This window comes from Amycolatopsis sp. EV170708-02-1, assembly GCF_022479115.1.
Lineage (GTDB): Bacteria > Actinomycetota > Actinomycetes > Mycobacteriales > Pseudonocardiaceae > Amycolatopsis.
Window position 1 is genome coordinate 8,826,592 of record NZ_CP092497.1, and the last position, 16,689, is coordinate 8,843,280.

Consider the following 16,689-nt stretch of genomic DNA (forward strand, 5'->3'; position numbering starts at 1 on the left):
CCCGCATGCGATGCGAGGAAAGCGCCCTTCACCGCGTCTTATGCGGGGAAAGTCCCCTTCAGCGGCCCTGCAACGGCGCCAGGCGCAACGCCCTCGCGAGTTCTTCGAGTTCGCGGTGCACCGGCTCGTTCAGCGGGACACCCAGCGCCTGGCACTGTTCGAGGTACTGCGCCTCGCGCCAGCCCGGATAGCGGACCGGGGTGCCGCCCTCCCAGCCGAGCAGGCTGCCGAACAACGCGCTCGCGGCCTTGTAGAACCCGTCGGCGCTGCGCAGCGTCGTCGGCGCGATGGCCATCACCATCAGTCCGGTGTCGTGATCGTGGTCGCCGACGCCCGCCAGCACCCCGGCGAAGATCTCCACCAGCAGGGCGAAGCCGGCGATGGCGGCACTGCCGGCGCCGTCGACGTCCCCGAGCGTGTCCAGATCGAGGACGAATTCGGGGTACGCGCCGGCGGGGGCGGCCATACCGAGCGGGTTCGCGGCCGTCCCGCGCTCCCCGCCCGCCGCCATGACGAGCCCGATCATGGTGTGCGGCAACGCCCTCGCGGCATGGTGCCCGGCGCGGCCGAACGGCCCGACGCCGCGCACCGACATGAGCCCGACGCCGTACCGGCCGGCCCGGGACACCGCCCGGTCCATCGCGTCGCCGACGGCCCACAGGCCCGGCGCGCGGCGGTAGTCGATCAGGGCGGCGGCGCCGCGGTCGGCGATCATCAGCGGTTCGGCCCTCGGCCGCACCGTCCCGTCGGCCAGCATCGGCAGATGCAGCCGGGTCAGTTCGGCGACACCGGATTCCGGCGTTCCGGTGAGATCGCCGTGGCACAACGCCTCGGCGGCCATCCTGGCCCGCGACCACGGCAGGTCGTGCGCGGTGAAGATCTCGGTGACCAGGTCGATCAGGGCGTCGATCGGGACGCGTTGCCAGACCTGTTCCGGTATCGGGGAGGGTTCGGCCGGTTCGGGGATCGGCTCGACGGGCGCACGGCGAAGAGAGCGAGGTCTGAGGGGCACTCCGCCGAGGGTGCCCAAACGCGTTTTTCGGCGTCAACGAACCAGGGCAGCTTCTAACCGACTGTGTGATCGGAGCACTCGGAAACGTCGGTGGGCGGACGTACGATCGGGGCATGTGCCGCAACATCACCACGCTGCGAGGCCTGGAACCGGCGGCGACGCCGGACGAGATCGAGGCCGCCGCCCGCCAGTACGTCCGCAAGGTGTCCGGGGTGCAGAGCCTGTCCGACGCCACCCGCGAGCCGTTCGAGGCCGCCGTCGCCGAGATCACCGAGATCACCCGGCGAGTGCTGTCCGAGCTGCCGCCACGCCGTCAGCCGCCGGCGACGGTGCCGCCGCTGCGCCGTCCCGAGGTCCAGGCACGAATCGCGGCGAAGGCCGCGAAGAGCCAGGCTTCCTGAGCCCCGGCGGTTACGGTTAGCGGGTGACATACCCGCAAGACCCCTACGGTCAGCAGCAGCCCTACGGCCAGCAACCTCCGTACGGGCAGCCGTACCAGCAACCGGGTTACGGATACGGCCCGGCGATGCCGCCACAGGAACAAGGTCTGGCGATCGCGGCGCTGGTCGTGTCGATCGCCAGTCTCGTGGCGTGCAGCGGGCTGCCGTCGATCGCCGGCGTCATCATGGGGCACATCGCGCACTCCAAGGCCAAACGCGGGGAAGCGGGCGGCCAGGGAATGGCGCTCGCGGCGATCATCATCGGCTATCTCGGCGTCGCGGTCATCGTGCTGATCCTGATCGGCGTCATCTTCGTGGGCATCCTGACCGACTGGGACTTCGACTAGATCCGAAGCGTTTCACCAAAGCCCCGTCGGATACCCTCGACAGCGGTAGCGTGTCCGAGCGGCCGAAGGAACATGTCTTGAAAACATGCGAGGGCTCTGTCCTCCGTGGGTTCGAATCCCACCGCTACCGCCACTCTTGAAAACGAAAGCGCCCCAGGTCCAGCCGACCTGGGGCGCTTCGCGTCACGCGGGCACGAGCGCCCAGACGGTCTCGTCGCTACGGCCGCCCTGGAACGGCCGCTGCTCCAGGAGCGAAGCCGTGCCGTTGTTGATCTGCCGCACCGCCAGCTTGCTCGCCCGGTTCACCAGCCCGTAGCGCATGTCGGCGCTCCGCAACAGCTTCCACTGCTGGTTGGTGGCCGAGCCGCAGTGCGTTTGTTCGAACTGCGCGCCCTCGGCGGTGCTGCCGGAGACCGGCCGCAGGCACTGACCGCTCCGCTCGTTGGAGATCCTCCAGTACCCGCCGCCCGCGTCGGTGAGCCGCCACTTCTGGCCGTTGTCGTTCTGCCTGGCCACGTTGGTGATCTTCGCGCCCGCCGACGACGAGCCGTCCACGACCGCCGCGCTGTTGCCGTTGGTGGCGACGGTCAAGTAGTACTTCTTGCCCGCCTTCGGACCGGGATCGGCGACGGGGTTCAGAGTCCACTGCTGGTTCGCCGCTCCGGTGTAGGGCCGCTGGACCAGAGGCGCCGGGTAAGCGCCGCCGTCGGTGATCGCGTAACCCGTCAGGTAGTTGAAGATCGCCACCTTGCCGTTGCCGAGCGGCTGGAACGCCCACCGCATGCCGTTCTGGCCGTTGCAGTTGTACTGCAGGATCGGCGTTCCCGGCGCCGTCCCGCTCTGGGCGCTGTCGGCGCACAGCTGACTGTTCGCGTTGACCAGCTGAAGACCGGTGTTGTAGCCCAGGATCCACTTCTGGCTCATCGCGTCGGTCCGCGGCCGGTGGCTGAGGTTGACCAGGCCGCCGGTCGACGAGCCCACGACGTCGATCGCGTTACCGCTCGCGCCGGTGATGACGTAGGTCTTCCCGCCCCTGGCGTGGCCGTCGTCGTTGTCGGGGTGTCCTTCTTGATCAGGAAGGCGCTGTTCGCGACGTTCCAGTGCGTGGCGAGCCAGCTGCCCGGCGTGGGGTTCGTGCTGAAGTAGTCGTCGTTGCCGCAGTCCAGCAGCCGGTCGAAGTCGCGTTCCGTGCAGTCGAAGGACTGGGTGTCGCCGTAACACATCAGATCCCATTCCTGGGAGCAGTGCCCGCCGCCCTGGTAGTGCGGGGCACCCGGCAGGACCGCGCCGAGCATGTGGCCCAGTTCGTGGGCGGCCGCGTTGACCCCCCAGCAGGGGACGGCGATCTCCGTGTAATGCCTGCCGTTGTTGAAGGCGTTGGCGGGACCGGGCTGGTCGTCGCTGTCGCCCCAGGTGCCCGCGCAGGTGTGCGGGTTGTCGGAGAACAGCATGTAGTCGCGGTTCGCGTCGAAGAAACCGGCCTGGATGGCGCGGTCGCGGATCGCGCCGGACTGGTATGTGCCGTCGGGCACCACGAGGTTCGCGACGGCGACCTGGCAGCCCGCGCCCGCGGCCGTCACGTAGCGGAGATGCCTGCTGCCGCCGGTCGCCGCGGCGCTGTCGTTGAACGAATCGTCGATCCCGGACGCGTAGGCGCGCAGGGACGGCACGACGGTCGCGTACCGGTCGGGCTGGCCGGCTTCACGGACGTACACCAGCTCGACACGTTTGCCGGAGACTCCGTCGCCCTCGCAGATCACCGGGTTGGCGGCGATCAGCGCTTGAGCGACGGCTGGAGCGAGCGGGGCCGGGTCCACACCGGAGGCGACCGCTTCTCCGGTGAGCAGGCCACAGACGAGACCGATGGTCACGAGCAGGCAGGCTGATCGCCGTTTCGCCTTGGACAAGGGCTCTTCCTTTCGCGGTGGAGGAACGCGACAAGGACGCTAGAGATCGGATGTATAGCCGCACCAGGCAGAAGGACCGGCAGACTCCCGCTACCCTTCCGGCATGCCCAAGTACCTGCTGCTCAAGCACTACCGCGGCGCTCCGGCAGCGGTGAACGACATCCCGATGGAGCAATGGGCGCCGGAGGAGATCACGGCGCATATCGACTACATGAGGGACTTCGCGAACCGGCTAGTGAAGACCGGCGAGTTCGTCGGAGAGCAGGCTCTCGCTCCCGAAGGCACCTTCGTGCGGTACGACGGCGAGGGCAAACCGCCGGTCACCGACGGCCCCTTCGCCGAGACCAAGGACCTCATCGCCGGTTTCATGATCATCGACGTCGACAGCTACGAGCGAGCGCTCGAACTGGCGGGTGAACTGTCGGCCGCCCCGGGAGCGGGCGGGAAGCCGATCCACGAATGGCTCGAACTGCGTCCGCTGTGGGGCGAGCCGCTCGTCACCACGGAGTGACCGCCGAGCTGGACGAGGCCCTGCTCCGGAGCCTCACGCCGAACGTCCTCGGGATCCTCGTCCGCCGCGGAGCCGACTTCGCGTCGGCCGAGGACGCCGTCCAGGAGGCGCTGATCGAGGCCGTCCGCGTCTGGCCCGATGGACGGCCGAACGATCCGAAGGGCTGGCTCGTCACCGTCGCGTGGCGCAAGTTCCTCGGCATGGCACGGTCCGATGCCGCCCGCCGCCGTCGCGAGGACCTCGTCGACGACGAGCCGGCGCCGGGTCCCGCGCCCGCGGTGGACGACACGCTGCAGCTCTACTTCCTGTGCGCCCACCCGTCGCTGACGCCGGCTTCGGCGGTCGCGCTCACCCTGCGCGCCGTCGGCGGGCTCACCACCCGTCAGATCGCCCAGGCGTACCTGGTGCCCGAGGCGACGATGGCGCAGCGCATCAGCCGCGCCAAGCGCACCGTCTCCGGAGTGCGTTTCGACCAGGCGGGCGACGTCGCCACCGTGCTCCGCGTGCTCTACCTCGTGTTCAACGAGGGCTACTCGGGCGACGTCGACCTCGCCGCCGAGGCCATCCGGCTCACCCGGCGGCTCTTCGCCTCGATCGACCATCCCGAGGTCGCCGGGCTGCTCGCCCTCATGCTGCTCCACCACGCCCGGCGCGCCGCGCGGACGGCGGCCGACGGCGAGCTGGTGCCCCTCGCCGAACAGGACCGCGGCGCCTGGGACACGCGCCTGATCGCCGAGGGCGTCGAGATCCTCCAAGCCGCGCTGGCCCGCGACCGGCTGGGCGAATTCCAGGCACAGGCCGCCATCGCGGCGCTCCACGCCGACGCGCCCACCGCCGGAGAGACCGACTGGGTGCAGATCGTCGAGTGGTACGACGAACTCACGCGGCTGACCGGCAGCCCGGTCGTCCGGCTCAACCGCGCGGTCGCCGTCGGCGAGGCGGACGGACCGCGCGCGGGGCTGGCCGCGCTCGCGGAACTGGACGATTCGCTGCCGAGGTACGCCGCGGTGGCGGCGTACCTGCACGAGCGCGACGGTGATCCGGTGACCGCGGCAAGGCTGTACGACGAGGCCGCAGACAAGGCGTCCGACCAGGCCGAACGCGCGCACCTGACGCGTCAGGCGGCGAGGCTCAGGAAGTGATCGGCGGCAGCCGCGGCAGGCCGTCGATCTCCGACAGGTGATCCAGCACGCGCCCGAAAGCCTGCCCCAGCACGCGCTGCTCCTCGGGAGTCAGCAGGTCGATCAGATGTTCCCGGACCCCTTCGACATGCGTCGGCGCCGCGCCCTCCAGCAGCTGTGCGCCGCTCCCGGTCATCTCCGCGACGACACCGCGCTTGTCCGCCGGGTCGCGGGTGCGGCGGATGAGGCCGTCGGCCTCCAGCCGGACCATCTGATGCGAAAGCCTGCTCTTGGTCGAGCCGAGCATGCTCGCCAGCTCCGTCATCCGCATCCGCCTGTCGGGCTGGAGCGAAAGGCAGACCAAGACCTCGTAGTCGGCGAGGGTGACGTCGTGACGCTCGGAGAGTTCGCGATGGAGGCGCTGCCGCAGCCGCATGGTGGCGACGATGTACGAGCGCCAGGCGACCATCTCGGACTCGGACAGCCAGCGCACTTCCTTCTGCTCCACCGCCATCCACGCAGAGTAGAGCGTTGATCGCGCAAGGCGCATACCCACCGGTCACTTTTCGGCCCCTGAAAAATCCGGCGGAACATTCGCCCGAAGGAGGGTTACGAAAAGGTTGAGACTCGGCGCGAAAAGGCGCATTCTGCTTGTCAGCGGATGGTCGGGCAAGTACCGGGCGGACCGTAGGATGGCCGCCGGACCTGCTCCCCAGCCGGGAAGGGTCAGGTGGTGGTATGGCGGGTGATTCTCGCGGTTGACCGCCTGCTGTGTCCCCGCGACCGGAACGGAAAGGACCGGGTCGGTCGCGACTGTGAACAGCGACGAGCGCGGGCATCTCGGATGCGCTCGACAATTCTGGCGCATTCGGCGTCACTCCGGCCTGTTTCGGGTTCGCGGCCTCTTCGACCGCCTCGGCAGCGCAGGACGCCGGCCCGGTGATCGCGGCCAACCGGCGATCGGAACAAGACAACCTCGGTAGTCCTGGGTGCGGCCGCACTGCGCGGCCGCACCCAGGCATATCCGGGGTCTTCCGGCTACGCTTCCCCCGTGCGATTCGACGAAGGCGCGGGCCTGGACACCTCCGAGGTCGAGGACCTGCGAGGCGGCGGTGGCGGTATCGGCGGCCGGGTGGCACTCGGCGGCGGCGGGCTCGGCGTGGTCGGCCTCGTCATCTACTTCCTCTTCTCCCAGTTCGGCGGCGTGAGCCTGAACCCGTCGTCAGGCGGGATCGGCAGCCTCGGCGGCGTGGGCTCCGGGCAGCAGATGGACAACACGTCGCTGTCGCAGGAGTGCAAGACCGGCGCGGACGCGAACCGGAACCACGACTGCGCGATCGTCGCCATCATCAACTCGATCCAGGACTACTGGGGCCAGGAGTTCCAGCGGTCCGGGTCGACCTACCGCAAGGCCGTCACGAACTTCTTCAACGGCGGCGTGAACACGGCCTGCGGCAACGCGACCTCCGACGTCGGGCCGTTCTACTGCCCCGGCGACTCCGAGGTCTACATCGATCTCGGCTTCTTCAACGAACTCCGCACCCGGTTCGGCGCGCAGGGCGGGCCGTTCGCGGAGGCGTACGTGCTGGCCCACGAATACGGCCACCACGTGCAGAACCTCACCGGAGTGTCCAAAAAGGGAACCGGGAGCGGGCCGACGTCGGGTTCGGTGCGGCTCGAACTCCAGGCCGACTGCTACGCCGGTGTCTGGGCGAACCACGCCACGACCACGCCGACCGAGTCCGGGCGGCCGCTGATCAGCGAGATCAGCCAGGAGGACGTCAACTCCGCGTTGGACACCGCTTCGCGGATCGGTGACGACTACATCCAGTCGAAGCTCGGCGGGGGCCGGGTCGACGAGTCGAAGTTCAGCCACGGCACTTCGGCGCAGCGGAAGAAGTGGTTCACCACCGGCTTCCAGACCGGGCAGCCGGCGCGGTGCGACACCTTCGCGACCAACAACCTGGGCTGAAAAACTCGTGAGTGGCAAGGACGGTTAGAACCGTCCTTGCCACTCACGAGGCTTCTTGAGGATCAGGCGGCGACGTGGTGGTCGTCGGCCTGGACGGAAGCCGTCATGCTCCGCTGCTGAGACCGCTCAGTCGCGCGAAGGGCCTTCGCCTTCGCGGCCGAGCTGCCCGAGACACCGTTGATGTTCGCGGTGCTGGTCGCGTACACGCCCAGCGCCCAGGCGACGGCGTCGGAGTTGCGTTCGAGCGCGACGCGGTCGACGTTGCCGAGGTTGTCGCACGCCTGGTGGTAGCACTTGTCGTAAGGAACGTCGGCGCTACCGCCCCACTTGGCCGCCTGCGCCGCGGTCTTCACGCCTTCGGCACCGGTGAACAGGCCACCGGCCGGGATGCCGACCGCGATGAACCGGCCGTAGTCGGAGCGGCCGGTGAAGTCCGTGCCCTCGACCGGGACACCCTTGCCGAGCTGCAGGTAGTCGACCAGGGTCTTCTCCAGCTGGGCCGAACCGTACGGGCCCGCACCCGCGCCGACACCGTCGGAGTTGTCACCGTCGTAGGCGAAGTACGCCGCGTTCGGCGAGCCGATCATGTCGTAGTTGTAGTAGAGCGCGATGTCGAGCTGCTGCTCGAAGCTCAGCGAGTTGACGTAGTGGGTCGAGCCGACGAGACCGAACTCCTCGGCGCTCCACCAGCCGAAGCGGACGGCGTTGTTGGCCTTGGGCTTGCTGCCCAGCTGCAGCGCGGTCTCCAGCAGCGCGGCGGAGCCGGTGCCGTTGTCGTTGATGCCGGGGCCCTCGGTGACGCTGTCGAGGTGGGCGCCGAGCATCACGACGTTGTCCTTGCGACCGGTCTTGGTCTCGGCGAGGACGTTGTAGCTGGTCCGCGCCTCCTGGAAGGCACGCAGGTCGAGGGTGACCGAGGCGCCGGCCTTGGCGGCGAGCGCCTGGCCGTCGGCCTGGGTGATGCCGCCGGTCGGGATCTTGGCCGCGGACGGGTCGCCCAGGGTGCCGTTGACCGGGCCAGGAACGTTGTTGTAGACGATCGCGCCGAGGGCGCCCGCCTCGGCGGCCGTCGCCTGCTTCTGCGCGAAGGAGCAGCCACCGCGCTGGATCAGCGCGATCTTGCCGGCGACCCCGCCGGCGTAGTCGGCCGCTTCACAGCCGCTGGTGTCGTCCACCGGGACCACGGCGAGCGGGGCGGTGATTCCACCGTCCGGCGTCGACGGGCTGTAGGACATGATGATGATCGGGACGTCGGCGCCCGCGACCGTCAGCTTCTCCGCGAGGGTTTCCGCGTAGGTGAAGGGGAACTCCTGCCGCGTGACCGTGAAGCCCGCCTGCTCCAGCTTCGTGGCGACGTACTCCGCGGACCGCTTGTGGCCCTCGGTGCTGGCCGCGCGGCGGCCACCGGTCGCGTCCGAGATCCGCTGGAACGCGATCAGGTGCCGGTTGACGTTGTTCACGTCGACCTTGTTGACGAGCTGCTTGGCCAGCGCGGGGCCGTCGAGCCCGGTCGTCGCCGTCGCAGCGGGAGCCATTCCGACCGTGAGCGCGGCGGTGGCCATCACCACGATCGAGGGAACGATGCTTCTTCGCGAATATGACATGGGCGTCACCTTTGTGTGGTTTACGCCACAGGTCAACCGACGTTCGGCGGACTTTACGACACCGGGATAGGGTCGTTTGTATGTATGCGATCACCATCCGTGAGCCCGGCGAACCCGACGTTCTCGAATGGACCGAGGTCCCCGATCCCGTTGCCGGTGAAGGCGAAGTCGTCATCGAGGTCGCCGCGAGCGCCGTCAACCGCGCTGACCTGCTGCAACGCCAGGGAAACTATCCTCCTCCGCCGGGTGCCAGCGAAATCCTCGGACTCGAATGTTCGGGCACGATCGCCGAAATCGGCGAAGGCGTCGAAGGATGGCGAATCGGTGACGAAGTTTGTGCTTTGCTCGCCGGTGGAGGCTACGGGGAAAAGGTCGCCGTGCCCGCCGGACAACTGCTTCCTCTTCCCGCCGAAGTCGAATTGCTCGCGGCCGCCGGACTGCCCGAAGTCGCGTGCACGGTTTGGGCGAATGTGGTGATGCACGCCGGCCTGTCCGAGGGTGACGTCCTGCTCGTCCACGGCGGCGCGGGCGGGATCGGCACGCACGCGATCCAGGTCGCCAAGGCGCTCGGCGCGACGGTCGCGGTGACCGCGGGTTCGGAAGAACGGCTGGAGAGCTGCCGCCAGCTCGGCGCCGACCTCGCGATCAACTACCGGGAGCAGGATTTCGTCGAGGTACTGCGCGCCGAAACCGGCGGCGCGAACGTCATCCTCGACAACATGGGCGCCAAGTACCTCGGCCGCAACATCGACGCGCTGGCCATGGACGGCAGGCTGGTGATCATCGGCATGCAGGGCGGCGTCAAGGGTGAGCTGAACATCGGCAAGCTGATGGGCAAACGCGCCAGCGTGTTCGGCGCGGGCCTGCGCTCGCGGCCGCTGGAGCAGAAGGCGGCGATCGTCGCCGACGTCCGCGAGCGGCTGTGGCCGTTGGTGGAGCAGGGTTCGGTGCAGCCGATCGTCGGCCAGGTCGTCCCGATGGCCGAAGCCGCTTCGGCGCACCGCGCGCTCGAAGAAGGCACGGTTTTCGGCAAGGTTCTGCTGGCGGCGAAGTCTTAGCGGATCTCTTCCAGCACGCGGACGAGCTGATTGACCTCGAAGACGTTCGAGTAATGCGCGAGGCCGATGCGGACGGCGCCGCCGACTTCGGCGGCGCCGAGCGACCCGAAGACACCGCTCGTGCCGTCGTCGGCGAAGGCGCAGAGCCCCTGGGACGCCAGGTATTCGGCGACCTCGGGCGCCTTCTTGCCCGCGACGGCGAACGCGAGCGCGGGGATCCTGCGCATGGCGTCGCCGATGACCATGACGTGCCGCAGCGAACGCAGCTCCGTGGACAGCTGCGCCAGAAGTCCCGCGTGGTACGACTTCGCCGAGCCCAGCGACGTCACCAGCTTCTCGCGCCGGGAGCCCAGCGCGGCGTCGTCCAGACCGGCCAGATAGTCGATCGACGCGATCAGCCCGGCCAGCAACGGGTACGCGTGCGGCCCCAGCTCCATCCGGGCCGGACCGCGCGCGGCCGGGTCGAGCGAGACCGACGGCAGCCGTTCGAGCAGTTCGGGGTCACGGAAGACCAGCGCCCCCACCGACGGCCCGCCCCAGGCCTGCGCCGAAACGACCATCACGTCGGCGCCGAGCGCGTTGAGGTCCAGCGGCACGAACGGCGCCGCGTACGTCGCGTCGACGACGACCAGCGCGCCGACGCGTTTGGCGAACTCGATCACCGTCGGGACGTCGGGCCGGGTGCCGACCGAACCGGACGCCAGCGTGACCGCGACGGCCTTCGTGCGCGCGGAGACGAGGTTCTCGTACTGCCAGGCGGGCAGCTCACAGGTCTCGATGTCGATCTCGCCCCAGCGCACGACCGCGCCGACGCGTTTCGCCGCGCGGCGCCACGGCGCGAGGTTGGCCTCCTCGTCGAGCCGGGAGACGACGACCTCGTCACCGATCGTCCAGCGATCGGCCATCGCGTCGACGAGACGGCGGATGAGATCGGGCGCGTTGGGTCCGAGCACGACTCCGGCCGGGTCGGCGCCGACCAGGTCGGCGACCGCCCGGCGAGCGGCCGTGACAATGCTTTCCGCGCGCTGGGAGGCCGGAAACGCTCCACCCGGCCCGGACACCGGAGCGCGCATGGCCGTGGATACGGCCGAAGCGACCTGTTCAGGTACGAGCATTCCGGCGGCGCCGTCGAAGTGAATCCAGCCGTCACCCAGCGCGGGAAACAACCCACGGATACGAGCGACGTCGAACGCCATGGGGACACCGTACGGACGTGCGGTTTGGCGCTTTACCCGGGGTTGGCTGCCCGACCACGGGGCGCGACGATTCCCGCTACGCTCGGAGACGGCGCCGAAAACCACACTGCGCTTCGCGCCCGACGTAGGCCAGGATGGAGCACATGACCGACCCAGTTTCCCGCGAATCGACCACCCCCGGTGACGGCGGCGGAGACTCCCCACACCATGTGGTGGTCGTCGGTCCCGACGGCACCCCGGTCGGCACCGCACGCATCGCCGCCCCCGGCTCCGACTCCGGCGAGGAGGGGCAGGAGGAGTCGCTCGGCGACCTCGTCGAGGAACCCGCCAAGGTGATGCGCATCGGCACGATGATCAAACAGCTGCTGGAGGAGGTCCGCGCCGCGCCGCTGGACGACGCCAGCCGCACCCGCGTGCGCGAGATCCACCAGACCTCGATCCGTGAGCTGGAGCAGGCGCTCGCGCCCGAGCTACAGGACGAGCTGGAGCGGCTCGTGCGGCCGTTCACCGAGAACTCGACGCCCTCCGATGCCGAACTGCGGATCGCGCAGGCGCAGCTCGTCGGCTGGCTGGAAGGGCTGTTCAGCGGCATCCAGACCGCGCTGTTCGCGCAGCAGATGGCCGCGCGGGTGCAGCTGGAGCAGATGCGGCGGGGGCTGCCGGCCGGTCCTTCCGCGGGCGGCGCCGCTCTGGGCGGGCACGCGGCCGGTGGCGAGTCGCACGGACCTGGTCAGTACCTCTAGCGCAGCGGACTGAAGAACGTCCGCAGGTCGTCGATGAGCAGATCCGGCACCTCCAGCCCCGGGAAGTGACCGCCTCGGTCCGGAGTGGACCAGTGCACGATGTTGTCAGTGCGCTCGGCGAGGTGCCGGATCGGGAGCCCGGTGTCCTTCGGGAACACGGCCACCCCGGTGGGCACTGTGGACCGCGACGGCTCTTCGCCCCAAGCCGGGCCCAGCGCGGCGTAGATCCGCGAAGACGAGTTCGCCGTGCCGGTGAGCCAGTAGAGCATCACGCTGGTGAGCAGGTCGTCACGATCGATCGCGTCCTCCGGGACGTCACGCGAGTCCGAATAGGACTTGAACTTCTCCACGAGCCAGCCGAGCTGCCCGGCCGGCGAGTCGGTGAGCCCGTAGGCAAGCGTTTGCGGCTTGGTCGCCTGGATCATCGCGTAGCCCAGCTCGCCGGTCTGGAACTCCCGCCCGCGCGCCAGCGCCGCCTCACCCCGCGCGAGCTCCTCACCGGAGAGCCCCTCGAGATCGGCCTCGGATTCCGGGACCGCGTGCGGCAGCATCGTCAGATGCGCGCCGATCACCCGCTCCGGGGACCGGACGCCCACCTCGCGCGACACGATCGCGCCCCAGTCACCGCCGTGCAGCCCGAACCGCTCGTACCCGAGCCGCGACATCAGCACTCCCCAGGCATCGGCGATCCGGCCGGTGCCCCAGTCCGCTTCGGTCGTCGGCCCGGAGAAACCGAACCCCGGCAACGACGGGACGACGACGTGAAACGCGTCCCGCGGGTCTCCGCCGTACGCACGCGGGTCCGAAAGGGGCCCGGCGACGTCGAGGAATTCCACAATGGACCCCGGCCAGCCGTGCGTGAGCACCAACGGGATCGCGTCCGGCTCCGGTGACCGCGCGTGCAGGAAGTGGACGTTCGCGCCGTCGATGTTCGTCAGGAAACCGGGAAAACCGTTGAGGCGTTCCTCGTGGGCGCGCCAGTCGTAGCGGAGCCGCCAGTATTCGGCGAGCTCCTGGAGGTAGCCGAGCGGCGTCCCGAGGCCCCAGCCGACGCCGTCGATCTCGTCCGGCCAACGCGTGTTCGCCAGCCGGGCGGCGAGGTCGTCGAGGTCGCGTTGAGGGACGGCGATCGTGAACGGCGTGATTTCGTCGGTCATGAAGGCGACGGTAGGGAGGATCGAGGACAGTGGCGGTCCTCGACGGGGCTACAAACGATGTTCCCGAGGAACCCAATCCGACATCAGATCCGCGACATCCCCGACGCGATCTTCTTCGGTCTCCCGGCCCTGCTCACGGAGGAACAGGATCGTGTCGAGCAGTTCCTGGTACAGCGCTTCTCGCGAGACACCCCGCTCGAGCTCCGCGGCGAGGAGGGGCCGGATCTCGAAGATGGTCAGACCCGCGGCGACGAGCTCCAGAAGACGGGCCCGGAAATCCGCACTGACCCGCATGCCCTCATCCTCCCGGCAGCTGGGCACGCAGACGGTCGAGCCAGCGGTCGATGGTGTCCTCGTACCGGCCGGGATCGTTCCGGCGCTGTGCCTCGCCGACGGACTCGTCGAGCGCCGAACGGATCCGCGCGGCGTGCTCGGGCAGCGCGAAGACCTCCTGGAAGTAGCCCTCGCGCATCTGGACGTCCGCGACCAGCTGATAGTCGCGCGCCGCGTCGGGAACGACGAGGCCGTACGCCCAGCCGGGAGTGGCGCCGGGCCCGCGTGCGGTGACGACGATGACCGTCGGGCGGACGGCCTTGACGACGTCCGTGGGCGAGGCGCCGTGCGCGATGGCCTCGTCGTTCAGTCCGATGTAGTCGATCGACTTCCAGCCGCTGTAGTACGGGATCGCCCCCGCGTCGGAGACCGCCAGGCTCCGTGCCGCCTCCGGCACCTGGGCGTTCGCGAGACCCTTGCCGATGGCGACGTGGGCGCGCTGCAGGTCGGGCCCGTAGTTGGCGATCACCGGCAGATCCGTCGACTGGGCACCGGTGACGGCGACCCAGCCGACCGCCACCGCGCCGGACACCGCGGCGATCCACCGGCGGCCGAGGTGCGCCATGGCCAGCCCCGCGCCGAGACAGAGCACGGGGAAGGCGTGGAAGGCGAAGCGGTGGATGTAGTCCATGGTCGGCCCGGAAACCGCGTAGGTCATGCCGGTCAGCAGGACGACCGAGGAAAGCACCAGGCCCGCTCCCCTGCTCGCCTTCCGGAACAGCAGGAAGGCGGTCAGCGCCAGCAGCGGGAGAACGAGCCAGGCGGTGGTCTCCAGCCAGACCGATCCGGCGTCGAGGTTGCCGAACTTGACGTAGAAGGTGTTCGGGAACAGATGCCCGAAGTACGTCCACCGCCAGACGAAGTAGCCGCCGCCGAGGACGAGGACCGCGGCGGCGAGCGCCCAGGTCCGCCGTCGCCCGCGCCCGAGCCACAGCCAGATCAGGAAGGCGGGGAAGGTCGCGAGGACACCTTCAGGCCGGATCATCCCGGCGAGCAGCAGCAAGAGCGGCGGCTCCCAGTCACGCACCGTGCGGCCCTGGACGAGGTCCACGCCGACGATGGCGGCGCGCAGCACGACCGCGGCGAACGCGATGGTCTCCAGGCCGGCGGTGACGTGGAAGTAGGTCGGCACGAACAGCAGCAGCGCGCCGCCCGCCACGAGCGCGCCGAGAACGCCCGCCGCGCGATGCCCGGCGCGGACCAGCATCACCAGGATCAAGCCGCCCAGTACGACGGACGTCACCTTGGCGACGGTCTCCAACGGCAGACCGGCGAGGGCGAACGGGACGTGCCAGAGCATCCAGAGGAAGTTCGTGAAGCCCTCGATCGGGTCTTCCCCCACGTTCCACACCGGACCGTGGCCGTCCGCCATGTTCCCCGAGTACCGGAAGGTGATGAAGGCGTCGTCGATGGTGAAGAACCACGCCGCCCAGCACCCGGCGAGGAAGAGCGCGCCGAAACCGAGCAAGACGGCGAGAAGCCCTCGACGCGGTTTCCGTTCGGGGACGGCGTCGGCCTCGCTTCGCTCCGCCGTGGTCGTCATTCCGCCATCCTCGTCTTCTCCAGCCGATCCAGTACCCGGTCGACTCCTCGCCCGTCCACAAGAGCCATCGAAGTCCCGGAAAGACCGTTACGCGTCGCCGGGTCCGACAGCAACCCCCTGAGCGTCTCGACGGCTCGGCCATCGAGTGCGTCCGCGCTCCCCAGCCCGGCCGCCAGCCCGAGATCGAGTGCCGCGCGATATCCCGCGTCCTGGTTCTCCACGAGCCGGACGACGGCGGTGGGCACCCCGAGGCAGCACAGTTCGAGCAGCGTCACCCCCGCCGCGCTGATCGCCACGTCCGTTTCCACCAGCAGATCGAGCAGGCCCGGCCCCGGCGGCGCGATCCGGAACTCCTGACCGGACAGCGGTTCGGGCACGGTCGGCTCACCACGTACGAGCACGTCGGCTTCGAACGGCTCCCGAGTGTCGCGAAGGGCCCGTAAGAGCGCGCTAACCGTTTCGGCCCATTCCGCGCCGCCTCCCAGCACGACGGTGACCCGCGGCCGGTCTCCGCCTGGGCCTTGGGACCGCTTTTCCCGCGCCTGGACGACGGCTTCCCTCAGCGGCGCGTAGCGCGCGCCGCGCAGCAACTCCCCTGAGCCGTCCTCAGGACGCGGCATCGGCTCGAAGGCGCAGTCGACGACGAGGTCCGCCGCGCGCCTGCCGAAGACGTCGTCCTCGATGGACACCAGCAGCGCGCCCGCGGCGTTGACCTCCTCACGCAGTTCGCCGAGGCCGTAGTGATCGACGACCACCGCGTCGAAGCCCTCGAAGAGCGCGGACGGCACCACCGGGACCGAGAGCTCGCCGAACCGGGCGGCCAGCCATTCGGCGTTGTCCACCCGGCCCGCGAACACGACCTCCCAGCCGCGCGCGACGGCGCGTTCGGCATAGGCGACCATGCGCGAGACGTGGCCGGCGCCGATCGACGGCGAGGCATCGGCACGAAGCAGCAGCCGGGTCACCTGGCCACCTTCTTCTGCTCGACGTGCGCGTTGAGCTTCACCAGCTCTGGCCGGGACCGCAGCACCGCGACCACCTCGCGCCAGTCGCCGACACGGTCGCCCAGCTCGGCGACGATCGCTTCGATGACCGACCAGTCCTCGACGGTGTCCAAGGTCACGCGCAGGTCGTCGGCGGGCGGGCTGACGACGATCCCGGCGCACGAGTACCGCTCCGGGTTCGCGTAGACGCCGGAAGTGACGTGCTCGCGATCGGCGCCCCGGGCCGTCTCGATCTGTTCGGCGAGCACTCCGGCGCGCACGAGCTCGGCGTCGAAACCGCGCGGCAGGGTCCGCACGAGCACGGTGCTCAGATAGTCCAGCGACGGCTGCGCACGCCACTGCGCCACGAGCTGACCGATGAGGCGGGGATCCAGCAGCGGACAGTCCGCGGTGAGCCGCACGACGGCGTCGGCCGGGTACGACTCGACAGCGACCGCGAAACGCGCGAGGACGTCGTCGAGCGGCCCTCTGGCGACCAGGGCACCGTGCCGGGCGGCCTCCTCGGCCACCGCGTCGTCGTCGGCCTCCGTCGAGGTCGCGACCACCACGTCGTCGATCCCCGGCGAAGCCGCGGCGGCACGGACCACCCAGCCGAGGACGCTCCGGCCCGCCAACGGGCGGAGCACCTTGCCAGGGAGCCGGGTGGACGACGCGCGTGCCTGGATGACGGCGTTGACCACGTGGGCCCCGGGGTCTGGATCCATGGGTGACATGATGTCCTGCGGCAACAGCACCGAAACG

General features: G+C 69.7%; 18 protein-coding genes and 1 tRNA gene. 8 read left to right on the top strand and 11 right to left on the bottom strand.

Going from position 1 to position 16,689, the window contains the following annotated elements; translation table 11 throughout:
- Positions 1 to 58 precede the first annotated feature (58 nt).
- Complete coding sequence (locus MJQ72_RS40435; RefSeq protein ID WP_240596152.1) at positions 59 to 1,012, bottom strand: Ldh family oxidoreductase; 954 nt, start codon at positions 1,010 to 1,012, stop codon at positions 59 to 61.
- A 113-nt stretch (positions 1,013 to 1,125) separates the two neighbouring features.
- On the opposite strand from MJQ72_RS40435, the gene MJQ72_RS40440 reads away from it, so the two are divergent.
- From MJQ72_RS40440 to MJQ72_RS40450, 3 genes are all read left to right on the top strand, one after another.
- A complete protein-coding gene (locus tag MJQ72_RS40440; protein WP_240596153.1) occupies positions 1,126 to 1,413 on the top strand; it encodes a DUF2277 domain-containing protein in 288 nt (95 codons plus the stop codon).
- A 23-nt stretch (positions 1,414 to 1,436) separates the two neighbouring features.
- Complete coding sequence (locus MJQ72_RS40445; RefSeq protein WP_240596154.1) at positions 1,437 to 1,799, top strand: DUF4190 domain-containing protein; 363 nt, start codon at positions 1,437 to 1,439, stop codon at positions 1,797 to 1,799.
- A gap of 44 nt (positions 1,800 to 1,843) precedes the next feature.
- Positions 1,844 to 1,932: transfer RNA gene (locus MJQ72_RS40450), tRNA-Ser, on the top strand.
- Positions 1,933 to 1,982: 50 nt separating this feature from the next.
- Here MJQ72_RS40450 and MJQ72_RS40455 read toward each other — a convergent pair.
- Together MJQ72_RS40455 and MJQ72_RS40460 are read right to left on the bottom strand one after the other, a co-directional pair.
- Positions 1,983 to 2,780 (bottom strand): RICIN domain-containing protein, encoded by a 798-nt coding sequence (locus MJQ72_RS40455; RefSeq protein WP_240596155.1) that lies wholly within the window; start codon positions 2,778 to 2,780, stop codon positions 1,983 to 1,985.
- On the bottom strand, positions 2,720 to 3,706 hold the full coding sequence (locus MJQ72_RS40460) for a hypothetical protein (RefSeq protein ID WP_240596156.1): 987 nt from the start codon (positions 3,704 to 3,706) through the stop codon (positions 2,720 to 2,722). The genes MJQ72_RS40455 and MJQ72_RS40460 overlap by 61 nt, the downstream gene beginning before the upstream one ends.
- Positions 3,707 to 3,809: 103 nt before the next feature.
- On the opposite strand from MJQ72_RS40460, the gene MJQ72_RS40465 reads away from it, so the two are divergent.
- A complete protein-coding gene (locus MJQ72_RS40465; RefSeq protein WP_240596157.1) occupies positions 3,810 to 4,217 on the top strand; it encodes a YciI family protein in 408 nt (135 codons plus the stop codon).
- 8 nt (positions 4,218 to 4,225) lie between these two features.
- The gene (locus MJQ72_RS40470) at positions 4,226 to 5,359 is read left to right on the top strand and encodes an RNA polymerase sigma factor (protein ID WP_240601547.1); all 1,134 of its coding nucleotides are present in this window, start codon (positions 4,226 to 4,228) and stop codon (positions 5,357 to 5,359) included.
- Here the strand turns inward: MJQ72_RS40470 and MJQ72_RS40475 are convergent.
- Positions 5,349 to 5,852 carry a MarR family winged helix-turn-helix transcriptional regulator gene (locus MJQ72_RS40475; protein WP_240596158.1) on the bottom strand — a complete coding sequence of 168 codons (504 nt, stop codon included), beginning with the start codon at positions 5,850 to 5,852 and terminating at the stop codon, positions 5,349 to 5,351. The two genes, MJQ72_RS40470 and MJQ72_RS40475, sit on opposite strands and share 11 nt — an antisense overlap.
- Positions 5,853 to 6,389: 537 nt before the next feature.
- Here MJQ72_RS40475 and MJQ72_RS40480 point away from each other — a divergent pair.
- Positions 6,390 to 7,310, top strand: a complete 921-nt coding sequence (locus MJQ72_RS40480) for a neutral zinc metallopeptidase (protein ID WP_240596159.1) — start codon at positions 6,390 to 6,392, stop codon at positions 7,308 to 7,310.
- Between the two features lie 62 nt (positions 7,311 to 7,372).
- Here the strand turns inward: MJQ72_RS40480 and MJQ72_RS40485 are convergent, their stop codons facing one another.
- Positions 7,373 to 8,914, bottom strand: a complete 1,542-nt coding sequence (locus MJQ72_RS40485) for a M28 family peptidase (RefSeq protein ID WP_240596160.1) — start codon at positions 8,912 to 8,914, stop codon at positions 7,373 to 7,375.
- An 80-nt stretch (positions 8,915 to 8,994) separates the two neighbouring features.
- Between MJQ72_RS40485 and MJQ72_RS40490 the strand changes: the two genes are divergently transcribed.
- Positions 8,995 to 9,972, top strand: a complete 978-nt coding sequence (locus MJQ72_RS40490) for an NAD(P)H-quinone oxidoreductase (RefSeq protein WP_240596161.1) — start codon at positions 8,995 to 8,997, stop codon at positions 9,970 to 9,972.
- Here the strand turns inward: MJQ72_RS40490 and MJQ72_RS40495 are convergent.
- Positions 9,969 to 11,168: a cysteine desulfurase-like protein gene (locus tag MJQ72_RS40495; protein WP_016330709.1), complete on the bottom strand. Its 1,200-nt coding sequence runs from the start codon at positions 11,166 to 11,168 to the stop codon at positions 9,969 to 9,971. The genes MJQ72_RS40490 and MJQ72_RS40495 overlap by 4 nt on opposite strands.
- A gap of 134 nt (positions 11,169 to 11,302) precedes the next feature.
- On the opposite strand from MJQ72_RS40495, the gene MJQ72_RS40500 reads away from it, so the two are divergent.
- Positions 11,303 to 11,911, top strand: coding sequence for a bacterial proteasome activator family protein (locus MJQ72_RS40500; protein WP_240596162.1), 609 nt, complete (start codon positions 11,303 to 11,305; stop codon positions 11,909 to 11,911).
- Here MJQ72_RS40500 and MJQ72_RS40505 read toward each other — a convergent pair.
- From MJQ72_RS40505 to MJQ72_RS40525, 5 genes are read right to left on the bottom strand one after another with little or no spacing between them, the layout of a single operon-like run.
- Positions 11,908 to 13,068 (bottom strand): epoxide hydrolase family protein, encoded by a 1,161-nt coding sequence (locus tag MJQ72_RS40505; RefSeq protein WP_240596163.1) that lies wholly within the window; start codon positions 13,066 to 13,068, stop codon positions 11,908 to 11,910. The two genes, MJQ72_RS40500 and MJQ72_RS40505, sit on opposite strands and share 4 nt — an antisense overlap.
- 48 nt (positions 13,069 to 13,116) lie before the next feature.
- Entirely contained in the window at positions 13,117 to 13,362 is a 246-nt protein-coding gene (locus MJQ72_RS40510; protein WP_240596164.1) for a hypothetical protein, read from the bottom strand.
- A gap of 4 nt (positions 13,363 to 13,366) precedes the next feature.
- Positions 13,367 to 14,944, bottom strand: a complete 1,578-nt coding sequence (locus MJQ72_RS40515; RefSeq protein ID WP_240596165.1) for a hypothetical protein — start codon at positions 14,942 to 14,944, stop codon at positions 13,367 to 13,369.
- On the bottom strand, positions 14,941 to 15,909 hold the full coding sequence (locus MJQ72_RS40520; RefSeq protein WP_240596166.1) for a spore coat protein: 969 nt from the start codon (positions 15,907 to 15,909) through the stop codon (positions 14,941 to 14,943). The genes MJQ72_RS40515 and MJQ72_RS40520 overlap by 4 nt, the downstream gene beginning before the upstream one ends.
- On the bottom strand, positions 15,906 to 16,652 hold the full coding sequence (locus tag MJQ72_RS40525) for a cytidylyltransferase domain-containing protein (RefSeq protein ID WP_240601548.1): 747 nt from the start codon (positions 16,650 to 16,652) through the stop codon (positions 15,906 to 15,908). The genes MJQ72_RS40520 and MJQ72_RS40525 overlap by 4 nt, the downstream gene beginning before the upstream one ends.
- Positions 16,653 to 16,689: the final 37 nt, after the last annotated feature.